This is a genomic window from Rhodococcus sp. NFXS4, from assembly GCF_058139645.1.
In genome coordinates, this window is the sequence record NZ_CP192221.1 from 1,922,698 (window position 1) to 1,943,966 (window position 21,269).

Below are 21,269 nucleotides of genomic sequence, written 5' to 3' on the forward strand. Positions count from 1 at the left end.
ATGCGTACATTTTCGGTGTTCTTCAAACAGATCGTCGCCGGATTCACAGTTCTGCTGGTGTTGACGGTTCTCCTCGGAATCGGGTACCCAGCCGCGGTGTGGGCCATCAGTCGCATCGGGTCCGACTCGGCGGAAGGCTCACCCATCCGTGATGCCTCGGGATGTGTTGTCGGCAGCTCGCTCATCGGCGTCGACACCGTGGTCGCAGACGGACGACCCGATCCGTATTTCCACACGCGCGTCACAGGGTCGGTCGCCGACGACGACGCCTTCGCCGCGGGCGACCCCTCCGCCGCTCTCCCTCTGAACCAGGGTCCGAGCAGTGACATTCTCGCGTCGTTCATCGAGCAACGTCGTGCTGCGATCGCCGAGCGTGAGAACGTCGATCCGGTGGCGGTGCCCGTCGACGCGGTCACCGGTTCCGGTTCGGGTGTCGACCCGGACATCAGCCCGGCGTACGCGGAGCTTCAGGTCCCCCGTGTAGCGGCAGCAACCGGCAACTCCCGGGACGAGGTCCGCGCGCTGGTGGCCGCGAACACCGACGGTCGTCAGTTCGGATTCCTGGGACAGGCGACGGTGAACGTCGCCACGCTGAACGTCGACCTGGGACTGACTGCACCCGACTGCTCGACCACGGGTGGATGATGAGCACGTGAGCATGCACGCCGACGCCGCGGACGAACGCACGACACCGGGGGGCAGGGGAGAACTGCGCATCTATCTCGGCGCGGCGCCGGGCGTGGGAAAGACGTTCGCGATGCTCGGCGAGGCGCACCGTCGCCAGTCCCGTGGGTGTGACGTCGTCGCCGGCGTCGTCGAGACTCACGGACGCACTCGAACGGCAGAAATGCTGGAAGGCATCGCGGTACTGGCGCCGACCATGGTCGAGTATCGCGGAGCCTCGGTCCCCGAACTCGACGTCGACGGCGTCGTGGCCAGAATGCCGGAAGTGGTCCTCGTCGACGAACTGGCCCACACGAACACTCCGGGCAGTCGCAACGCCAAGCGCTGGCAGGACGTCGAGGAGTTTCTGGCCGCCGGGATCGACGTGGTGTCGACTCTGAACGTGCAGCACCTCGAGAGTCTCAACGACGTGGTCCAGCGCATCACCGGTGTGGTGCAGCGAGAGACGGTTCCCGACGCTGTCGTGCGAGCCGCGGCCCAGGTAGAGCTGGTCGACATCACCCCGGAAGCGTTGCGACGCAGACTGTCACACGGGAACGTCTACGCACCCGAGAAGATCGACGCGGCATTGAGCAACTTCTTCCGCCGTGGAAACCTCACCGCTCTGCGGGAGTTGGCGCTGCTGTGGTTGGCGGACCAGGTCGATGCGGCGCTGGCCCGCTACCGCGCCGACAACGCCATCAGGGACACCTGGGAAGCGCGAGAGCGTGTCGTCGTCGCGGTGACAGGCGGACCCGAGTCCGACACTCTCGTGCGCCGCGCCAGCCGGATCGCCGCGAAGTCCAGCGCCGAACTCATGGTGCTGCACGTGGTGCGAGGTGACGGGTTGGCGGGGGTGTCCGCCGCGCACATGGGTGCGGTGCGGACCCTGGCCGGCGGTCTGGGCGCCTCGATGCACAGTGTCGTCGGCGACGACGTGCCCGTGACGTTGCTCGAGTTCGCCCGCGGGGTGAACGCGACGCAACTCGTGCTCGGAACGTCGCGCCGGTCACGGTGGGCACGGGCCGTCGACGAGGGCATCGGATCGACCGTGGTGCAGAACTCCGGCGCGATCGACGTCCACATGGTCACGCACGACCACGCCTCCACCGGAGTCCGGCGACTGTCGTCGCCGACCGTCCGGCGCCCGGTCGCCTGGATCGCCGCGCTCGCCGTACCGGCGGTGGCGGCGGGATTGATCTCGCTCGTGGACGACCTTCTCGATCTCGGCGGCGAGAGCGCGCTGTTCTTCATCGTCGTGCTGGCGGTGTCCCTGCTCGGCGGTGTGGCCCCCGCGATCCTGTCGGCGCTGTTCTCCGCCCTGCTGCTGAACTTCCTCTTCACCGAACCGCGCTACAGCTTCACCATCGCCGAGCCGGACAACTTCGTGACCACGGTGGTGCTGCTCGTCGTCGCCGTGGCGGTGGCCGTGCTCGTCGACGCGGCCGCCCGGCGGGCACGGGACGCCCGCAGCGCGTCGCAACAGGCGGAACTGCTGGCGCTGTTCGCCGGATCGGTGCTGCGTGGAGCCGACCTGCCCGCTCTGCTCGAGCGGGTGCGCGAGACGTACGGGCAGCGCGCCGTGGCGGTGCTGCGCTCGGGGCACGGCGTCGTCAGTGCAGTGGGGGAGAACCCGCCCACGAGCGTGGACGCCGCCGACACCGCGGTGGAGGTGGGCGACGAGGAGTACGCCCTCGTCCTCGCGGGGCACCGCACCCGCGCGACCGACCGGCGTGTCCTCACGGCGGTCGCCAATCAGGCGGTCGGCTTGATCCGCCAGAGCGAACTGGCCGCGGAGGCGAGCACCGCCGCGGCCGCCGTCGAGTCGGACACACTGCGGCGGGCACTGCTGTCCGCCGTGGGACACGACCTGAGGACGCCGCTGGCCGCGGTCAAGGCCGCCGCCTCGAGTCTGCGCAGCGAGGACGTCACCTTCTCGCCCGAGGACACCGCGGAGTTGCTGGCGACGGTCGAGGAGTCGGCGGATCAGCTCACCGCGCTGGTGGAGAACCTGCTCGACTCCTCGCGCCTGGCCGCCGGCGTGGTGCGGCCGGTGTCGGCGCGTGTGTTCCTCGACGAGGTGGTGCACCGCGCCTCGGCCTCCGTCGGTCCGGCGCGGTCCCGCCTGCAGGTGGAGGTGGGGGATCTGTCGGTGCTGGCGGACGAGGGTCTGCTGGAGCGAGTGGTGGCGAATCTGATCGACAACGCTGTGCGGTACGCACCCCACGGCGAGATCCGCGTGTCCGCTCGTGTGGACGACGACCGCGTCCGGCTCGCCGTGGCCGACCACGGGCCCGGTATCGCGGACGGCTCGGAGGAGACCGTCTTCGACGCGTTCCAGCGGCTCGGGGATCGCGACAACACCACCGGCGTCGGCCTCGGACTGTCCGTGGTGCGCGGCTTCGTCGAGGCCATGCACGGCACGGTGTCGACGCAGCGCACCGTCGGCGGCGGGCTGACCGTCACCGTCGACCTGCCGGCGGCGTCGTGACCGAGGACGGGGGAACGACCGAGACGCCGCGGCCGGGACCGCCGCCCACCCGTGTCCTCGTCGTCGACGACGAGCCGCAGTTGCTGCGGGCGCTGCGCATCAATCTCGGGGTGCGGGGCTACGACGTGTCGACGGCGTCGACCGGAGCGGGAGCTCTGCGCGCCGCCGCCGAGAGGCATCCGGACGTGATCGTCCTCGACCTGGGTCTGCCGGATCTCGACGGCCTGGAGGTGCTCGCCGGACTTCGCGGGTGGACCACCGTGCCCGTGATCGTGCTGTCCGCCCGCTCGGACTCCGGCGACAAGGTCGACGCGCTGGACGCGGGTGCGGACGACTACGTGACCAAGCCGTTCGGCATGGACGAGTTCCTCGCCCGGCTGCGCGTCGCGGTTCGGCGCGCCGCACGCACGGCGGACGGCGACGGCGAGGCGGTCGTCGTGACCGACTCGTTCACCGTGGATCTGGCCGCGAGATCGGTGACGCGCGACGGGCAGCCGGTCCACCTCACCCCCACCGAGTGGGGCATGCTCGAGATGCTGGTGCGGCACCGCGGCAAGCTGGTCGGACAGCGAGAACTGCTGCGCGAGGTGTGGGGTCCGGCGTACGAGACCGAGACCCACTATCTCCGGGTGTATCTCGGTCAGCTGCGGCGCAAACTCGAGCCCGATCCGGCGCATCCACGCCACCTGCTGACCGAGGCCGGCATGGGGTATCGCTTCCGAACCTGATGCGCCTCACCGCCGGCGGCCCACCGCTCCGATAGGTTGGCCGGTGTGCTGGTCGACGGAAGAGACATCCCGGTCACCGGGAGCGTCCTGCAACCGTTGACCCGGCGAACGAGCGACATCCTGCGGGTGGTGACCGCGGCGATCGTCCTGGGGGCGATCGTCGTCGGTTCGTTGGTGACCCGCAACGAGTGGACAGCGCTGGAGCGCTCGATCTCCGACATCGTCGGCGTGCTCACCCCGAGCCAGTCCAATGCCGTCTATCTCGTGTACGGCGTCGCCATTCTGGCTCTTCCGTTCACCGTGCTCGCCGGACTGGTGGCGGCACGCCGCTGGCGGCTGCTCGCGGGTTACGTCGCTGCGGCCGTGGTGGCCGCACTGGCGTTGTCGGTCAGTGGCAGCGGGATCTCCGCGCCGAAGTGGCACATCGACGAATCGACGCGCCTGGACACCCTGCTCTCGCAGATCCTCGACGATCCGCGCTGGATCGCCATCGTCGCGGCCGTGCTCACCGTCTCCGGCCCGGGGCTGCCGATCCGCTGGAAGCGGACGTGGTGGGTGCTGCTGCTGGCTTTCGTCCCGATCCATCTGCTCATCAGCACCGTCGTCCCCGCGCGCTCGCTGCTCGGTCTCGCCGTGGGGTGGCTCGCCGGATCGCTCGTGATCTGGGTGGTGGGCACCCCGGCACTCGAGGTGCCGCTCGCCGAGGCCGTCCGTGCCCTGAAGCGCCGGGGAGTCGACATCGCCGGGTTCGTCGTTCTGCGCCCGGCGGGTTCGGGTCCCCTGGTGCTCTCGGGACGGATCGGGCCGGTGGGCCACGACGTCGTCGTCGAGCTGTTCGGTCCCAATCAGCGCAGCCGCGGCGCCCTGCGTCTGCTGCGCCGACTGGTGACTCTGCGGTCGTCGGAGAGCCCGCCCCTGCACGCCTCACAGCGCCGCGCGGTGGAGCATCGCGCGTTGATGGGCATCGCGCTGAACGACCTGGGCGTGGCGGCCTGTGTCCCGACGGCGGTGTCGGCCCTCGAGCGTGGCTGGGTCCTGTACGCCCACAGCGTTCCCCGCGGTCGGCGCGTGGACCCCGAGCGTCCGCAGGATGCGCACGCACTGTGGCGGACTCTGGGAGTGCTGCGCTCCCGGCAGATCTCGCACGGAGACCTCCGGGTCGACGACATCCGGATCGACGAGGACGGCACCGCATTGCTCGGTGGCTTCGACACCGCGGAACTCGGCGCGTCGCAGGCCCAGTTGCACTCGGACGCCGCGCAGCTGATGCTGACCACCGCATCGCTGTACGGGCCCGACGTCGCCGTCGACGCCGCGATCGACAGGCTCGGCCCGGCGGACGTTCTCACCGCCTCACGCCGGCTCACGCCGTCCGCCATCCCGACCCGCGTGCGCCGGGCGGTGCACGACGCCAAGGGGGTGCTCACGGCGACGCGCGACACGGTGCTGGCCCGGACCGGGACCTCGGCGATCGCCACCGAGCAGGTGACGCGGTTCTCGCGTAACCAGGTCGTGCAGTTGGTCCTGCTCATCGCGCTGGTCTACGTCGCGTATCCGTTCATCAGTCAGGTCCCGACCTTCGCCTCCGAGCTGGCCTCGATCGACTGGTGGTGGGCACTGCTCGGTCTCGCGATCTCCGCCGCGACCTATTTCGGAGCGGCCGCGGCGCTGTGGGCGTGCGCCTCGGGCGCCGTGGGTTTCCTGAACACGACGATCATGCAGGTGGCCAACACGTTCGCGGCGACGACGACTCCGGCGGGTGTCGGCGGACTGGCGCTGAGCGTCCGCTTCCTGCAGAAGGGCGGGTTGACGCTCACGCGCTCGACCGCCGCGGTGGCCCTGCAGCAACTGGTGCAGGTGATCTCGCACGTGACGCTGCTCGTGGTGTTCAGCGTCGCGGCGGGCCAGTCCGCCGACCTGTCCCGCTTCGTCCCGAGCGCCACGATCCTGTACCTCATCGCCGGTGTCGCGTTCGGCGCCCTCGGCGCCTTCCTGTTCGTGCCCACCCTGCGGCGCTTCCTGCGCACCGCGGTGCGGCCTCAGCTCGCGGAGGTCTACTCGGACCTCTCGGAGCTCGTGCGGCATCCGGCACGCTTCACCGTCATCGTGCTGGGCTGCGCTGCAACCACTCTCGGTGCTGCCTTCGCGCTGTGGGTGAGCATCGAGGCGTTCGGCGGGGGCACCACCTTCATCACGGTCACCATCGTCACGATGATCGGTGGGACGCTCGCCTCCGCAGCCCCGACGCCGGGTGGCATCGGCGCCGTGGAAGCCGCTCTCATCGGCGGTCTGGCGGCGTTCGGGTTGCCCGCCACCATCGCGGTGCCGTCCGTTCTGCTCTATCGCGTGCTCACGTGCTGGATCCCGGTGTTCCTCGGCTGGCCGATCATGCGGTGGTTGGCGCGCAAGGACATGATCTGATCCCGGCCGTCACGACATCCGCAGTGCCAGATAGAAGTTCACGCGGTCCTCGAGTCCGGAGAGATCCCGACCGGTGAGTTCCTCGATGCGCTGGATGCGGTAGCGCACCGAGTTGACGTGCAGGTGCAGCCGGGTCGAGCACGCCGTCCACGATCCGTTGCAGTCGAGGAAGGCTCGCAGAGTCGGGACGAGATCGCTCTGATGGCGGTCGTCGTACTCCACGACAGGATCCAGCAGACGCGAGCGGAACAGCCGTCTCATCTCGTCCGGCACGCTCGCCAGGAGCAGCACCAGATCCGCCAGTTCGTCGTGCCCCACGATGCGGACCCCGTCGCTGCGGCCGGCCGCGAGCCGGCGGGCATACCTGGCTTCGTCGACGGCGCCGCGGAGTTCGCCCGCCGTCACCGCGCTGCTGACGCCGAGCGAGACGTCGCTGCCGGCAAGTCCGGGAACGAGGCGATCCATCCCCGACCGCACTCGCGGCGTCAGGTCGTCGTCGGTGGGAACGATCGCGACCACCTCACCGTCCGTCACACCGATCGCGCCGCCGCTCGGGAGCAACTCGCGCAGGACCACCCGGAGTTCGCCGGGGCGGAGGGGGCCACTCGCGACGGCCGCGGCGACCACCGCGTACCGAGCGTCGGTGTCGAGGCCGACCACCGTCATCTGGGCGAGGGTGTCCGCGACCGATCCGCCCGCGGTGATCACGCGGATCAGCTGGTGCGCCGAGCGTCCGGACGACCCGAGGCGGTCGTCGGTGCGCTCACGTTCGAGCGCGACGATCGACGCCACGTCCTCGGCGAGTGCGAGCCGCTCGGGAGTCCAACTGCGCCAGTCGCTGCGGAAGGCCACCATCGCGTCGGCGACGCGCGACGTCCGGTCACCGTCGACGGCGAGGAGGGACAGGCCGTGGGACACCACGGGAAGTGCTCGCGCCGTGAGGAAGTCGTGCGCCAGATCGTCGGGACGGATGTCGTCGGGAAGCGGATGGGACGAGGCCACGACGCGCCCGCCGGGGGTGAGCACCCAGCACTCCAGTCCGAGATCCTCGGACACCAGGTCGAGAAGTGGCCCGATGCCGTCCCCGGCGCCGGCGCCCGACACCAGGCGGCGGTGCCGGTCGAGGACCGACCGGAGATCGGTCGCGCGCTCGCGCGAGAGCGAGCGCACCACGCTCTCCGTGATCGTCGCGAAGGCCACGGCGGCGGACACCCGGAACAGGGGCAGCCCGTGTCGGCGGCACGACTCGACGAGATCGGCGGGCACCACGCCGTCGTACGAGGCCGCCAGTGCGGCGACGCCGGCACCGGTGATCGCACGGACGAAGACGTCCGAATCCTCGGGTCTCGTGTGCCACATCAGTCCGGTGAGGACCAGTTCTCCGCCCTCGAGATAGCGACCGGGATCGAGCATGTCGGTCGTCACGACCCATCGGATGACCGTGTCTCGTCCGTCGTCGGACACGAGGGGGTCGAGTCCGAGATGGGGCATGTCGAGTAGGTCGTGCACCTTCATTCGGAGGAACCTACAGTGAATCGCGTGTGATGCGGGTCATAGTCTGTCGTTCCTGCGTCTCGTCCGCCGGACGGCGGGCGGGTGTACTTCTCCCATGGACTTTCTTCGGCCACAGACCTGGGCGGACGCACTCGCCACCGCAGCCGATCGACCCGATGTCGTCCCCGTGCAGGGGGGTACCGACGTCATGGTCGAGATGAACTTCGATCTGCACAGACCGACGGCGCTGCTCGACCTGAACCCGATCACGGAGCTCACCACCTGGGAGGAAAATCCAGACGAGTCGCTCCGCGTCGGTGCCGGCATGCCGTACGTGCGGATCATCGCCGAACTGGGCGATCGGCTGCCGGGAATCGCGCAAGCTGCGCGCACGGTCGGTTCGCCCCAGATCCGCAACAGGGGGACGGTCGGCGGCAATCTCGGGGGCGCATCGCCCGCCGGCGATCTGCACGCGCCGCTGCTCGCCTGCGGCGCGATCGTCGAGGCCGAGTCGGCCGCTCGGGGCACACGCATGATTCCGGCCGATCAGTTCTACGTCGGCGTCAAGCGTCACTGCCTGGAACCGGACGAGTTGATCCGCGCGTTCCACGTGCCGCCGGCCACCGGGCCGCAGTACTTCTCGAAGGTCGGCACGCGCAACGCCATGGTCATCGCGGTGTGTTCGTTCTCGCTCGCCCTGTTCCCGGCCGAGCGACGTGTCGGGACGGGTATCGGTTCGGCCGCCCCGACGCCGCGCCGCGCCACCGCCGCCGAGGAGTTCCTCGCTGCCGAACTCGACTGGGACGGCCCGCTCGACGACGCCGTCGCCCGCCGGTTCGGCGACCTGGTCCGTGAGGCGGCGAGCCCGATCGACGACGTACGCGGTACCGCCGACTATCGGCGACATGCGCTGGCGGTCATGGCGAGACGCACTCTCGCCTGGTCGTGGCGCGACCACAGGAACAACGGAGAGGCGGCGTGAGCATGAGAGTGAACTGCACGGTGAACGGCACCGACCAGAGCGCGGACGACGTGTGGGAGGGCGAGAGTCTTCTCTACGTGTTGCGCGAGCGCATGGGCCTGCCCGGATCGAAGAACGCGTGCGAGCAGGGGGAGTGCGGTTCCTGCACCGTCTATCTCGACGACGTGCCGGTGTGCTCGTGCCTGGTGGCGGCCGGCCAGGTCGAAGGTCGACGCGTGCGCACCGTGGAGGGACTCTCCGACGGGGAGGCGCTGGGCCCGATCCAGAAGGCCTTCGTGGAGTGCGGCGCCGTCCAGTGCGGCTTCTGCACACCCGGGCTGGTGGTCCAGGCGCACGACCTCGTCGAGCGGGTGCCCGATCCGTCCGATGCGGAGATCCGCGAAGCCCTCGCCGGAAACCTCTGCCGCTGCACCGGTTACGAGAAGATTCTCGACGCCGTCCGACTCGCCGCCTCACGAAGGGCCGATTCCCGATGAGCGTTCGCATCGTCACCAACGCCTACATCGCACCCGTGGTCGGTGCCGAGATCCCGCACGGGTACATCGTCGTCGACGGGCCGCTCGTGACCGCGATCGGCGCGGGTCCCGCGCCGATCGTTCCCGGCGCCGAGATCATCGACGCGCGTGGCGGACTGGTCACGCCCGGTCTGGTCAATGCCCATCACCACCTGTACCAGTGGGCGTCGCAGGGACTGGCGAAGGACAGCACCCTCTTCGAGTGGCTCGTGACCCTCTACCGGCCCTGGGCGAAGATGGACGCCGAGGTGGTCGGCGGGGCCGCGCTGGCGGGGCTCGGCTGGCTCGCGAAGTCCGGGTGCACCACCAGCACCGATCACCACTACATCTTCCCGAAGGGACGGGGCGATCTGTTCGCCGCCGAGATCGACGCGGCGGCGCGGATCGGACTGCGATTCCACCCCTGCCGCGGGTCGATGGACCGGGGCGTGTCGGACGGCGGGCTCCCTCCCGACGAGGTGGTGGAGAAGCTCGACGACATCCTGACCGCCACCGCGGACGCGATCGACACGTACCACGACGCGTCGTTCGGGTCGATGCTGCGGATCGCCGTCGCGCCGTGCTCCCCGTTCTCGATCAGCAAGGACCTGCTCGTGGAATCGGCGAGCCTCGCCCGATCGAAAAGTGTTCGGCTGCACACACATCTGTCGGAGACGGTGGACGAGGAGGAGCACTGCCTCGCCCAGATGGGCTGCACGCCCGTGCAGTACATGGAACAGGTGGGGTGGCTGGGCGACGATGTGTGGTTCGCCCACGCCGTCCACCTGCACGACTCCGACATCACCTCACTCGCGGCAACGGGTACCGGCGTCGCGCACTGCCCCAGTTCGAACGCGCGACTCGGCGCGGGAATCGCCCGTGTCGCCGATCTGCTGGACGCCGGCGCGCCGGTCGGTCTCGGCGTGGACGGATCGGCGTCCGCCGAGATGGTCTCGCTCGCCGGCGAGATCCGTCAGGCCGTGTACATGCAGCGGGCACGCTACGGACCGACCGCGCTGAGTGCCCGCCAGGCTCTCGAAGCAGCGACACTCGGTGGCGCCACGGTCCTCGGCCGGCAGGACGAGATCGGGTCACTCGAGGTGGGCAAGCTCGCCGACCTCGCGATCTGGCGTACCGACGGCTTCTTCGCCGCGATAGACGATCCCGTCGTCGCGCTCGCGTACGGGCAGACGCCGCCCCTGGGCCACCTGATGGTCGGCGGTCGGACGATCGTGGAGGACGACACGCTGATCAGCGTGTCGCAGGACGAGGCGGCGGCGGCCGGAGCGAACGCACACCGTCGTCTCATGGCTCTCGCGAAGGACGTCCTGTGAGCGCCCCCGGACGGACGCGCCCCGGCGCCTTCCCCGCACCCGTGGACGCACCGGGCCTCGGACGCGTGGGAGACAGTCCGCTCCGCCCCGACGGGACCCTGAAGGTCAAGGGAGAGTTCGCGTACTCGTCCGATCTGTTCATCGACGGCATGCTGCACGGCGCCACCCTGCGGAGTCCGCATCCCCGCGCGCGCATCGTGTCCGTGGACATCTCGGCGGCGCTCGCCCTCCCCGGCGTGGAGGCCGTGCTCACCCACGAGGACGTGCCGGGACGCCCGTGTTTCGGCCTCGACGGCACCTGGGACCAGCCTGTCCTCGCCTTCGGCGAGGTGCGTCACGAAGGCGAGCCCATCGTCCTCGTCGCGGCGGATCACCCCGAGACCGCGCGCCGGGCGATGGAACGGATCGAGGTGGTCTACGAGGTGCTCGAGCCACTGTGCGACGCCCGCCGTGCCGCACTGGATCCGACCTACCCGAAGGTGCAGGAGCGCGGCGGAATCGCACGCCACCAACCGGTGCGCGTCGGCGACGTGGCCGCTGCGCGTGCGCGGGCCGACGTGATCGTCAGCAGCGCCTTCTCGGTCGGCATCCAGGACCAGGCCTTCCTCGGACCCGAATCGGGTCTCGCGGTTCCCGGCGACGACGGCGGGGTGGACCTGTACGTCGCGACGCAATGGATGCACAACGACCTCGAACAGATCGGGCCGTGCCTCGGACTGCCGAAGGAGAAGATCAGGATGACGCTCTCCGGAGTCGGGGGAGCGTTCGGCGGGCGCGAGGACCTGTCCATGCAGATCCACGCGGCCATGCTCGCGATGTACACGGGCAAGCCGGTCCGGATGGTCTACAACCGCTACGAGTCGTTCTTCGGGCATGTGCACCGGCACCCGGCGCAGATGCACTACGAGTACGGCGCCACGAGCGACGGCCGGCTGTTGTTCGCGGACGTCGAGATCATCCTCGACGGCGGCGCCTACACGTCGGCCACGCTGAACGTCGTCGGCAACGCTGCGTCGCTGGGCGTGGGACCGTACGTGATCCCGAACATCGAGATCGACGCGTACGGCGTCTACACGAACAACCCGCCGTGCGGCGCGATGCGCGGATTCGGCGCCGTACAGGCATGTTTCGCGTACGAGTCGATGATGGACCAGCTCGCCGAGGCGTGCGGTCTGAGCCCGGTCGAGGTCCGCCGCGTCAACGCCGTCGCACAGGGTTCGCTCCTCGCCACCGGTCAGGTGATCGAGGCTCCCGCGCCCCTCGCCGAGATGCTCCTCCGGGCCGAGGCGATGCCCATGCCGGTGCCACTGGACACCTCCGACATCCGCAACCTTCCCGGAGGCGCGTCGCAGACCACGCACGGTGAGGGCGTCGTGCGGGGAGTCGGCTACGGAGTGGGACTCAAGAACATCTGCTTCTCCGAGAACTACGACGACTACTCGACGGCGCGGGTCCGACTCGAGGTCATCGGCGGCGAGGTCACCGCTCTGGTGCACACGGCCGCCGCCGAGGTGGGACAGGGCCTGGTGACACTCGAGGCGCAGATCGCCCGCACCGAGCTGGGGGTGTCGCGCGTGACGATCCATCCTGCCGACACCACCGTCGGGAACTCCGGGTCGTCGTCCGCGTCCCGCCAGTCCTACATGACCGGCGGTGCGGTGAAGGCCGCGTGCGAGGCGGTCCGGGAGGCCGTGTTCGTCCTCGCCGGACTGCATCTCGGTCGCGCCGCGACGGACCTGACTCTCGACGGCGGCAAGGTCGTCTCCCGCACCGACGGCGTCCTGGCCACGATCGAGGACGTTCTCGGCGACCGAGTGGTAGAGCAGACCCGCGAGTTCCACCACCGTCCCACCACCGGCATGGATCCGGTGACCGGGCAGGGCGCGAGCCACACCCAGCTCGCGCTGTGCGTGCACCGCGCGGTGGTCGACGTCGACGTCGAGCTCGGTCTGGTGAAGGTCGTCGAGATGGCCGCCGTCCAGGACGTCGGCAGGATCCTCAACCGGCTCTCCCTCGAGGGGCAGATCCACGGCGGATCGGCTCAGGGACTGGGCCTGGCTCTGATGGAGGAGATCGTCGTCGTGGACGGGCTGGTGAAGAACCCGTCGTTCACCGACTACCTCATCCCCACCATCCTCGACATGCCGCCGATGAAACTCGACATCCTGGAGAACCCGGACCCGCTGGCGCCGTACGGCCTTCGCGGCGCCGGCGAGCCTCCGACCCTGTCCTCCACCCCCGCAGTCGTCGCTGCCGTTCGCGACGCCACCGGTCTCGCCCTCACACGAGTACCGATACGACCCGAACACATCACGGACCCGGGAAGGCCCTGACCTCATGACGAAACTCGATCCCGCGACGACGGTGGGCAGCGGCGGACGCCGCTCCCGACTCGACACCTTCTTCTCCATCACGATGCGCGGCTCCACGATCACCCGTGAGATCCGCGGCGGCATCACGACGTTCGTCGCGATGGCCTACCTGATCGTGCTGATCCCGCTCATCATCGGCGACGCGCAGGACGTCACCGGTGCGACCCTCGACCCGGCACAGTTGAGCACCATGGTCGCGCTGTCGGCGGGGCTGACGACCGTGCTGATGGGCGTGGTGGGCAACGCGCCGCTCGCCATGGCGGCAGGGCTGGGAGTGACGCCGATCGTGGTGTTCCAGGCCGCGCCGTTCATGACCTGGCCCCAGGCGATGGGGCTGGTCGTCCTCGAAGGTGTCATCATCGTCGTCCTCGCGCTGACCGGTGTCCGCCAACTCATCATGGACGCGATCCCGCGCGTGCTGAAGCAGGCCATCGGAGTGGGCATCGGAGCGTTCATCGCTCTCATCGGTCTCGTCGACGCCGGGTTCGTCGGCTACGGCGACAACGCCTCCACCGCAGTCACACTCGGAATCTTCGGCAAGCTCGCAGGCTGGCCGGTCCTCGTGTTCTGCGTCGGCCTCGTGGTCATGATGGTGCTGTTCGTCCGGCGCGTCCCCGGTGCGATGCTCATCGGCATCTTCGTCGCCACCAACCTCGCCATCGTGCTGAACTCCGTGGTCGACATCGACCCACGCGCATGGGGTCCCGTGGTGCCCTCGGTACCCGATTCCATCGTCGCCACACCGCGATTCGACCTGCTGTTCGAGGTGGACGTGTTCGGCGGCTTCGCCCGCGCCGGCGTCGTCACCGCGTCGGTCGTGTTGTTCACGCTGGTGCTCTCGGGCTTCTTCGACGCCATGGGAACCATTCTGGGAGTGGGCGAGGAAGCCGGTCTCGTCGACAAGCAGGGCCGGCTGCCCGGACTGAGCCGCATCCTCACCGTCGACGGCATCGGCGCCATCCTCGGCGGCGCGATCAACGGGTCCGCGAACACCGCGGTGGTCGAATCGGCCGCCGGAGTCGCGGAGGGTGCTCGCACGGGACTGGCCAGCGTGGTCACCGGTGGACTGCTCACCAGCCTCATCTTCTTCACACCACTCGCCGGCGTCGTCCCGGTCGGCGCGGCAGCACCTGCCCTGGTCCTCGTCGGCGCGTTGATGATGACTCACGTCCGCAAGATCGACTGGGAGGACACCGAGATCGCGATCCCGGCCTTCCTGACCATCGTGCTCATGCCCTTCACGTACTCGATCACGGTCGGTGTGGCGGCGGGGGTGTTGTCCTACACGATCATTCGCCTGGCCAAGGGAAAGGTGCGGCAGACGCACTGGCTGCTGTACGTCATGAGCGCGGTGTTCGTCGTGTACTTCGCGCTGCACCCCATCGAGGAAGCGCTGGGCATCTCCTGATGCGGGACATCGCGGACCGGTTGATCGCATGGCATGACGCGGGGCTGTCCTGCGCCGTTGCGACCGTCGTCGCCGTCTCGGGCAGTGCGCCCCGGTCACCCGGTGCCGCGATGGCCGTCGCCTCCGACGGGCGGGTGGTGGGGAGCGTGTCGGGCGGCTGCGTCGAGGGTGCCGTCTACGCGCTCTGCCAGGAGGTCCTGGACACCGGCGTCGCGGTCCGGCAGAGTTTCGGCTACAGCGACGACGACGCGTTCGCCGTCGGGCTCACCTGCGGGGGCGAAATCGAGGTTTTCGTCTCGCCGGCGCCCGACCCCGCGGTCCTGCGGTCGTTCGACGGCGCCGTCGCCACCGTTCAGCTCCTCGACTCCGTCGGCACGGTCCTGGCCGTGCGGCCGGACAGGCACCTCGGATCGACCGGCTTCGCCGACATCGACCGCATCGCGGTCGACGAGGCCCGCGCCATGCTGGACACCGGGACCACCGGAATCCGTTCCGTTCGTTGCCGACCCGGTGTGGAGATGTTCGTCGCGTCGTATGCCGAGCCGCCGCGACTGCTCGTCTTCGGTGCCATCGATCATGCCGGCGCTCTGGCCCGGCTCGGTACCTTTCTCGGCTACCGCGTGACGGTGTGCGACGCGCGCCCGGTGTTCGCCACACGGGCACGGTTTCCGGACGCCGACGAGGTGATCGCCGAATGGCCGCACTCCTATCTCGCGCGCACCGAGGTCGACGCGCGCACGGTGGTGTGCGTCCTGACCCACGACGCGAAGTTCGACGTGCCGCTGCTCGAGGTCGCGCTCAGGTTGCCGGTGGCGTTCGTCGGGGCGATGGGATCGAGGCGGACCCACCGTGACCGGCTGGCACGGCTGCGCGAGGTGGGGATGACCGAGACCGAGCTGTCTCGACTGCGGTCACCCGTCGGCCTCGACCTGGGTGCGAGTACACCCGAGGAGACCGCGGTGGCCATCGCGGCGGAGTTCGTGGCGGCGCGGCGCGGCGGCAGCGGCATGTCCCTGACACTCGGGGACGGCCCGATCCACCACGCGACCGTGCCCGACCGTCGTCAGGCGTAGCCGAGTTGTGTGCAGTGATCCGCGGTGGGCGCGGATCACTGCACACAGGCGGACCGGGAACGACCGTGCCGCCCTGCGCGTCGAACCACTCGTGATCGACAGACTGCTCGCGGCTCAGGACGGCGTGGTCACGTCCGCACACGCTCGAGCTGCCGGCCTGAGCTCGGACGCTCTCGAACGACGAGTCCGCTCGGGACGGTGGCGACGGGTGAGTCCCGGCGTGTACGTCGCCCTCGACCGACCGTTCACCGACACAGCACGGGTGCGGTGCGCAGTGTGGTCGACCACCAGCGGAGTGCTCACCGGGACGAGCGCCGCGTTCTGGTTGGGCCTGACGACGCATCTCCCGCCGCTGGTCGAGGTCACCGTTCCGCTCACCGCGTCGGGACGCCCCGCGTCGGGGGTTCGGTTGCGCCGCCGCACTCTCGATGCGGCAGACATCGTCGAGGTCCGCCGTGTCCGCGTCTCCGGTCTGGCGCTGACGGTGCTCGAGGCATCCGTCGTTCTCGGCCAGGAGGTCATGGACCGGCAGCTGCAGCGGCACGCGACTCTTCTGGGCCTACGGCGGGCGCAGGACCGCAATCGCGGACGACACGGCAGCACGGAAGCAGAGCGGTTGTTGCGGGCGGCCGAGTCCGGCGCTCGATCGGAGGCGGAGCGACTCGTTGTTCGCCTGCTCACCGTATCCGGGCTCCGCGGGTGGGTGGTGAACCATCCGTTCGGCGGGTACGTGCTCGACATCGCGTTCCCGGTGCAGCGCTTGGCGATCGAGATCGACGGGTGGGCATTCCACTCCGACAGCGCGGCCTTCCAGCGTGACCGTATCCGGCAGAACGTGCTGAGCGCGTCGTGGACGGTGCTGCGCTACACCTGGCGCGACCTGACCGAGCGTCCCGGCGACGTGATCGCGGAGATCCGCGCGCTCGTCGATCGTGTGCAGTGATCCGCGGTATCCGCGGATCACTGCACACAAGCCAGCGCTACTCGGTGGGACGCGAGGACGACCAGCGTTCGCGGGCCGCGGTGGCCGAGGCGTCGTCGAGCTCACCGAACAGCCGCAGCCGCGACAGTCCGCCGTCCGGGTAGACGTCCAGACGCAGGTGCGTCGCGGCAGGCGAGGCATCCAGGGCGAACCGGTGCCGGGTGTCCGGAGCCACGGCCGTCCGCGGTAGCAGTTCGTGCCACGCGCCCTCGTCGTGGACGTCGGCGGTGCGCGCGTCCACGGTGGTGATCCGGACCCACCCGGGCGCGTTGCCGACGTAGTAGCTCGTGTCCACTTCGAGGTGGCGGGGAACACCCGCGGCCGCCAGTGCGAACACCGCGAAGTCGTTGCCTCCGTGTCGTCGTCGCGCGTTCTCCCAGCCCTCACCCATGTTGCGGGCGCGGCCCGGCATGATGATGTTGGCCGGCGAAGAGTAGAACGCGTCGGAGCACTCCGTCAGGACGGCGCCGTTCTCCGCGGCGAGCAGGTCGACCGTCCCCGTCAGGAACCTCGGGTCCGGGACCACCTCGCCGTGCACCCGGAGTCGGGCCACGCCCCCGTCGGGAAAGATGTTGAGGCGCACATGTGTCCACCGGTGGCTATCGTCGACGACGTAGGCGTTCGCGGTGCCGCCGAGTGCCGGCGATCTCTCGACGAGGGTGTGCCAGTCGGCCTTCTCCAGCTCCTCGCTCGACGGGTGGCCCTCGACGCAGGCCCCGTCGACGGACACGAACGGCGGGTAGTTGCCGAGGAAGTGCGCCGTGTCGACGACGACGCTGTGCACGATGCCGACGGCACCGAGCCGGACGATCGCCCAGTCGTGTCCATCTTCGCGGCGGCGGCGGGTCTCCCATCCGTCGTAGACCTTGCCCTTGTGCCCGAAGTCGTGGGGGTCGAAGAACGGGGGTTCCGGCCGGATCAGGTTCTCCCGCTGGGCGAACAGTTCGTCGTTCGCCGCGCTGACGCTTCCTCCCAGGGCGCGGGAGGCGAGGTCGACATGGGCGGTGAACGCAGCGGTGGTCATGAAACTCCTTCGGTGAGGTACGAGGTGGCGATGGTCGCGCCGATCCGCCGGAGCAGCGTCGGAGCGTGGCGCATCGACGCGGCGAGATCGGGTTCGAGATCGGCGAGCGAGTAGGAGCGGACGATGCCGTGGTCGAGTAGGCGATCGGGTGCGAGCGTGATTCGGCCGGCGACGGCGATCACCGGGATGCCCTCGTCGCGGGCGACGTGGGCGACGCCGACCGGGACTTTGCCGTGCAGGCTCTGCTCGTCCAGCGATCCCTCACCGGTGACCACGAGGTCTGCCGACGCCAGCCGGCGACGGAAGTCGACCAGGTCGAGCACGGTATCGATCCCGGACCGCACCGTCGCCCCCAGCACTGCCATCGCGCCGAAGGCAGTTCCGCCGGCTGCGCCCGCACCGGGCCGATCGGCGTGGGCAGCGCCCGCGACCTCCGCCCATCGCGTCATCGCCTGCTCGAGGACACGCACTGCGTCCGGGCCGGCGCCCTTCTGTGGTGCGTACACGGCGGTGGCGCCCGCCGGGCCGAGCAATGGATTGTCGACGTCGCACGCGAGCTGGAAGGAGACGCCGGCCACCGCGGACGTCATCGCGTCGAGATCCAACGTCGCCGCCTCGCGCAACGCCGCACCGCCGCCGGTGATCTCACGGCCACGGGCGTCGAGGATGCGCACACCCAGTCCGCGGAGCATGCCGGCGCCGCCGTCGGTGGAGGCGCTGCCGCCCAGCCCGATGACCACGGTCCGCACTCCGGCGGCAAGCGCGTGGGAGATGACGGTTCCGAGTCCGAACGTGCTCGCCGCCAGAGCATTCGGGGTTCCGCCCGGTAGTAGGGACAATCCCACCGTGGAGGCGAGTTCGACGACCGCGGTGGCTCCCCGCCGCGCGTACGAGGAGTCGACAGGCATGCCCGTCGGACCGGTCGTGGACACGGGCACGCGGTCCCACCCGGCGGCGACGGCGGCGTCGACCGTGCCGTCGCCGCCGTCCGCCACCGGCAGTCGCACGACGTCCCACGACGGTGCGGTGGTCGCGATGCCCTCGGCCAGAGTATCGGCGACCTCGATCGCCGTCGCCGACCCCTTGAACTTGTCGGGCGAGAGGAGAACGCGCGGCATCCTCAGTCCAACATCAGCAGTGCCGTGGGTGCATCGGCGGACGATCGCGCGAGATCCTCGAACTCGCCGACATTGTCCAGCTCGGTGCCCATCGCGATGTTCGTGACGCGCTCGAGCACGATCTCGACGACGACGGGAACCTTGTGCTCGGCCGCCAGGGTGCGGGCCGAGACGAGTGCGTCCGCGATCGCATCCGGGTCGGTGACGCGCAACGCCTTGCAGCCCAACCCCTCCGCGACGGCAACGTGATCGACGCCGTAGCCCTTGGGGATGCCCGGTTCACCGTCGACAGGATCTCGGTGGTTGATGTTGTCGAACCCGAGCTGCACACAGAAGTCCATGTCGAAGGCACGCTGGGCCTGTCGGATCAGACCGAGGTACGAATTGTTCACCAGCACGTGCACGTAGGGCAGGTTGAACTGCGCGCCGACGGCCAACTCCTCGATCATGAACTGGAAGTCGTAGTCGCCGGAGAGACCCACGACCGGTGTGCTCGGGTCCGCCGCGACCACACCGAGCGCGGCGGGGATCGTCCACCCCAGTGGACCGGCCTGGCCACAGTTGATCCAGTTGCGCGGCTCATAGACGTGCAGGAACTGTCCGCCCGCGATCTGCGACAGCCCGATCGTCGTGACGTAGCGGGTGTCCCGGCCGAAGACACGGTTCATCTCCTCGTACACGCGCTGCGGCTTGATCGGGACGTCGTCGAAGTGCGTGCGACGCTGCATGGTCCGCTTCCGCGTCGCGCACTCCTCCACCCAGCCCGTGAGGTCGCGGAGCGCACCGGCCGCGCGCCGGTCCCGTGCGACGGCGACGAACTGTTCCAGTGCTGCCGCAGCGTCCGAGATGATGCCGTAGTCGGGGGCGAACACCCGTCCGATCTGAGTCGGCTCGATGTCGACGTGGACGAACGTCCGCGTCCCGCGGTAGGTGTCCAGGCCACCGGTGTGTCGGTTGGCCCACCGGTTCCCGATGCCGATGACGAAGTCCGAGGCGAGCAGCGTCGCGTTGCCGTAACGGTGCGAGGTCTGCAGCCCGACCATCCCCGCGGCGAGCCGGTGATCGTCGGGAATGGTGCCCCAGCCCATCAGCGTGGGGATCACGGGGACGTTCAGGATCTCGGCCAACTCGACCAGCAGGTCCGACGCGTCGGCATTGACTATGCCGCCGCCGGCGACGATCAACGGTCGATCGGCGGCGAGCAGCATGTCGATCGCCCTCTCGGCCTGCGCCCGCGAGGCATGCGGCTTGTGCACCGGCAGTGACTGATACGTGTCGGGGTCGAACTCGATCTCGGCCATCTGCACGTCGATGGGCAGGTCGATCAGGACGGGACCGGGGCGCCCGGACCGCATCAGGTGGAACGCCTGCGCGAAAGCGCCGGGCACCTGCGCGGGCTCGAGGACCGTCATGGCCATCTTCGTCACCGGTGCGGCGATCGACGCGATGTCGACGGCCTGAAAGTCTTCCTTGTGCAGTCGGGCCACCGGTGCCTGGCCCGTGATGGCCAGTACGGGAACGGAATCCGCCATCGCGGAGTAGAGACCGGTGATCATGTCGGTGCCGGCGGGCCCGGAGGTGCCGATACAGATGCCGATGTTGCCGGCCTTCGCTCGGGTGAATCCCTCCGCCATGTGGGACGCGCCCTCGACGTGGCGGGCCAGGACGTGCCGGATGCCGCCGTGCGCCCGCATGGCCGAGTAGAAGGGGTTGATCGCGGCGCCGGGCAGACCGAACGCCGTGGTGGCGCCTTCGAGTTCGAGAATCTTGACCGCGGCGTCGGCCGCGCGCATGCGGGTCATCGGCTCGCCTTCCCGGACAGCTGCTCGACGCCGCGGAACAGGGCCGAGTGGTCGAGTCCGCCATCGCCGTTAGCGCGTGCCGACGCCATCATTTGAGCGAGCAGGGCGCCCATCGGCGTGACGACACCCGCCTCGCGTGCCGCGGAGCCGACGATGCCGAGGTCCTTGTGGTGCAGGTCGATCCGGAACCCGGGCTCGAACGATCGGTCGAGCATCTTCTGTGCCTTCTGCTTCAGGACTGCCGATCCGGCGAGGCCGCCCCCCAGAACCTCGACGGCGGCGCGCATGTCGACGCCGTAGGCCTCGAGGAAGACGATCGCCTCCGCGAGCACCTGGATGTTGCCGGCCACGATCAATTGGTTGGCGGCCTTGACGGTCTGCCCGGAGCCGTTGGGTCCGACGTGGACGACGGTCGAGCCCACCACCTCGAGAATGGGCCTGGCCGACTCGACGTCCTCGGCGCTGCCGCCCACCATGATCGACAGGGCCCGGTTCTCGGCGCCGGCCTGACCGCCCGACACCGGCGCGTCGATGATGCGGAACCCTCGTGACCGGGCCTCCTGCGCCAGCGCGCTGGTGACGTCCGGTCGGATGCTGGAGAAGTCGATGATCAGGGCGTCTGCAGGTGCGTTGTCGAACACCCCGCCCTCGCCGGTGAGGACGTCCTGGACGTCGGGGGAGTCGGGCACCATGACCGCGATGACGTCCGCGCCGGTCACCGCCTTGGCGATCGACTCGGCCGCGGTGCCGCCGGCCTCGACCAGTGGTGCGGTGCGGTCGGGTGTGAGGTTGTACCCGACCACCTGATGGCCGGCATGTGCGAGGTGGACGGCCATGGGGCTGCCCATGATGCCGAGTCCGATGAATGCGATGGTGCTCATGG

General features: G+C 69.6%; 16 protein-coding genes. 11 read left to right on the plus strand and 5 right to left on the minus strand.

From position 1 onward, the window contains the following. The 4 genes from J4E04_RS09025 to J4E04_RS09040 are packed head-to-tail and all read left to right on the plus strand — an operon-like array spanning position 1 to position 6,303. Positions 1–645, plus strand: coding sequence for a potassium-transporting ATPase subunit C (locus J4E04_RS09025; RefSeq protein ID WP_328813067.1), 645 nt, complete (start codon positions 1–3; stop codon positions 643–645). A gap of 13 nt (positions 646–658) precedes the next feature. Beyond that, complete coding sequence (locus tag J4E04_RS09030; RefSeq protein WP_490150525.1) at positions 659–3,154, plus strand: sensor histidine kinase; 2,496 nt, start codon at positions 659–661, stop codon at positions 3,152–3,154. Then, a complete protein-coding gene (locus J4E04_RS09035; RefSeq protein WP_027504984.1) occupies positions 3,151–3,882 on the plus strand; it encodes a response regulator in 732 nt (243 codons plus the stop codon). The genes J4E04_RS09030 and J4E04_RS09035 overlap by 4 nt, the downstream gene beginning before the upstream one ends. A gap of 45 nt (positions 3,883–3,927) precedes the next feature. Beyond that, complete coding sequence (locus tag J4E04_RS09040; protein WP_490150370.1) at positions 3,928–6,303, plus strand: lysylphosphatidylglycerol synthase transmembrane domain-containing protein; 2,376 nt, start codon at positions 3,928–3,930, stop codon at positions 6,301–6,303. 9 nt (positions 6,304–6,312) lie between these two features. On the opposite strand, the gene J4E04_RS09045 is transcribed toward J4E04_RS09040, so the two are convergent. Then, positions 6,313–7,818, minus strand: coding sequence for a PucR family transcriptional regulator (locus J4E04_RS09045; RefSeq protein ID WP_490150371.1), 1,506 nt, complete (start codon positions 7,816–7,818; stop codon positions 6,313–6,315). 94 nt (positions 7,819–7,912) lie between these two features. Here J4E04_RS09045 and J4E04_RS09050 point away from each other — a divergent pair, with 94 nt between their 5' ends. The 7 genes from J4E04_RS09050 (at position 7,913) to J4E04_RS09080 (ending at position 16,403) form a co-directional block, all read left to right on the plus strand. After that, complete coding sequence (locus J4E04_RS09050) at positions 7,913–8,779, plus strand: FAD binding domain-containing protein (protein WP_490150372.1); 867 nt, start codon at positions 7,913–7,915, stop codon at positions 8,777–8,779. Positions 8,780–8,781: 2 nt separating this feature from the next. Next, on the plus strand, positions 8,782–9,255 hold the full coding sequence (locus J4E04_RS09055; RefSeq protein ID WP_027504988.1) for a (2Fe-2S)-binding protein: 474 nt from the start codon (positions 8,782–8,784) through the stop codon (positions 9,253–9,255). Continuing rightward, positions 9,252–10,607: an 8-oxoguanine deaminase gene (locus tag J4E04_RS09060; protein ID WP_490150373.1), complete on the plus strand. Its 1,356-nt coding sequence runs from the start codon at positions 9,252–9,254 to the stop codon at positions 10,605–10,607. The genes J4E04_RS09055 and J4E04_RS09060 overlap by 4 nt, the downstream gene beginning before the upstream one ends. Then, on the plus strand, positions 10,604–12,940 hold the full coding sequence (locus tag J4E04_RS09065; RefSeq protein WP_490150374.1) for a molybdopterin cofactor-binding domain-containing protein: 2,337 nt from the start codon (positions 10,604–10,606) through the stop codon (positions 12,938–12,940). Before J4E04_RS09060 ends, J4E04_RS09065 begins: the two co-directional genes overlap by 4 nt. Positions 12,941–12,944: 4 nt before the next feature. Beyond that, positions 12,945–14,387: an NCS2 family permease gene (locus J4E04_RS09070; protein ID WP_027504991.1), complete on the plus strand. Its 1,443-nt coding sequence runs from the start codon at positions 12,945–12,947 to the stop codon at positions 14,385–14,387. After that, on the plus strand, positions 14,387–15,460 hold the full coding sequence (locus J4E04_RS09075; protein WP_490150375.1) for an XdhC family protein: 1,074 nt from the start codon (positions 14,387–14,389) through the stop codon (positions 15,458–15,460). Before J4E04_RS09070 ends, J4E04_RS09075 begins: the two co-directional genes overlap by 1 nt. Before the next feature lie 91 nt (positions 15,461–15,551). Then, positions 15,552–16,403 carry a type IV toxin-antitoxin system AbiEi family antitoxin domain-containing protein gene (locus J4E04_RS09080; RefSeq protein ID WP_490150376.1) on the plus strand — a complete coding sequence of 284 codons (852 nt, stop codon included), beginning with the start codon at positions 15,552–15,554 and terminating at the stop codon, positions 16,401–16,403. A 37-nt stretch (positions 16,404–16,440) separates the two neighbouring features. Here the strand turns inward: J4E04_RS09080 and alc are convergent, their stop codons facing one another. The 4 genes from alc to J4E04_RS09100 are packed head-to-tail and all read right to left on the minus strand — an operon-like array spanning position 16,441 to position 21,267. Continuing rightward, positions 16,441–17,466 (minus strand): allantoicase, encoded by a 1,026-nt coding sequence (gene alc / locus J4E04_RS09085; RefSeq protein ID WP_490150377.1) that lies wholly within the window; start codon positions 17,464–17,466, stop codon positions 16,441–16,443. Beyond that, a complete protein-coding gene (locus J4E04_RS09090; protein WP_490150378.1) occupies positions 17,463–18,584 on the minus strand; it encodes a glycerate kinase in 1,122 nt (373 codons plus the stop codon). The genes alc and J4E04_RS09090 overlap by 4 nt, the downstream gene beginning before the upstream one ends. A gap of 2 nt (positions 18,585–18,586) precedes the next feature. Then, entirely contained in the window at positions 18,587–20,386 is a 1,800-nt protein-coding gene (gcl, locus tag J4E04_RS09095) for a glyoxylate carboligase (RefSeq protein ID WP_490150379.1), read from the minus strand. Beyond that, a complete protein-coding gene (locus J4E04_RS09100; protein WP_490150380.1) occupies positions 20,383–21,267 on the minus strand; it encodes a 2-hydroxy-3-oxopropionate reductase in 885 nt (294 codons plus the stop codon). Before J4E04_RS09100 ends, gcl begins: the two co-directional genes overlap by 4 nt. Between the last annotated feature and the right edge of the window lie 2 nt (positions 21,268–21,269).

What these genes read in the sequence shown, in the direction of transcription:
- J4E04_RS09025 (WP_328813067.1), top strand. Translation starts at nt 1, where the DNA reads ATGCGTACATTTTCGGTGTTCTTCAAACAGATCGTCGCCGGATTCACA.
- J4E04_RS09030 (WP_490150525.1), top strand. Translation starts at nt 659, where the DNA reads ATGCACGCCGACGCCGCGGACGAACGCACGACACCGGGGGGCAGGGGA.
- J4E04_RS09045 (WP_490150371.1), bottom strand. Translation starts at nt 7,818, where the DNA reads ATGAAGGTGCACGACCTACTCGACATGCCCCATCTCGGACTCGACCCC.
- J4E04_RS09050 (WP_490150372.1), top strand. Translation starts at nt 7,913, where the DNA reads ATGGACTTTCTTCGGCCACAGACCTGGGCGGACGCACTCGCCACCGCA.
- J4E04_RS09055 (WP_027504988.1), top strand. Translation starts at nt 8,782, where the DNA reads ATGAGAGTGAACTGCACGGTGAACGGCACCGACCAGAGCGCGGACGAC.
- J4E04_RS09060 (WP_490150373.1), top strand. Translation starts at nt 9,252, where the DNA reads ATGAGCGTTCGCATCGTCACCAACGCCTACATCGCACCCGTGGTCGGT.
- J4E04_RS09070 (WP_027504991.1), top strand. Translation starts at nt 12,945, where the DNA reads ATGACGAAACTCGATCCCGCGACGACGGTGGGCAGCGGCGGACGCCGC.
- J4E04_RS09075 (WP_490150375.1), top strand. Translation starts at nt 14,387, where the DNA reads ATGCGGGACATCGCGGACCGGTTGATCGCATGGCATGACGCGGGGCTG.
- alc (WP_490150377.1), bottom strand. Translation starts at nt 17,466, where the DNA reads ATGACCACCGCTGCGTTCACCGCCCATGTCGACCTCGCCTCCCGCGCC.
- J4E04_RS09090 (WP_490150378.1), bottom strand. Translation starts at nt 18,584, where the DNA reads ATGCCGCGCGTTCTCCTCTCGCCCGACAAGTTCAAGGGGTCGGCGACG.
- gcl (WP_490150379.1), bottom strand. Translation starts at nt 20,386, where the DNA reads ATGACCCGCATGCGCGCGGCCGACGCCGCGGTCAAGATTCTCGAACTC.
- J4E04_RS09100 (WP_490150380.1), bottom strand. Translation starts at nt 21,267, where the DNA reads ATGAGCACCATCGCATTCATCGGACTCGGCATCATGGGCAGCCCCATG.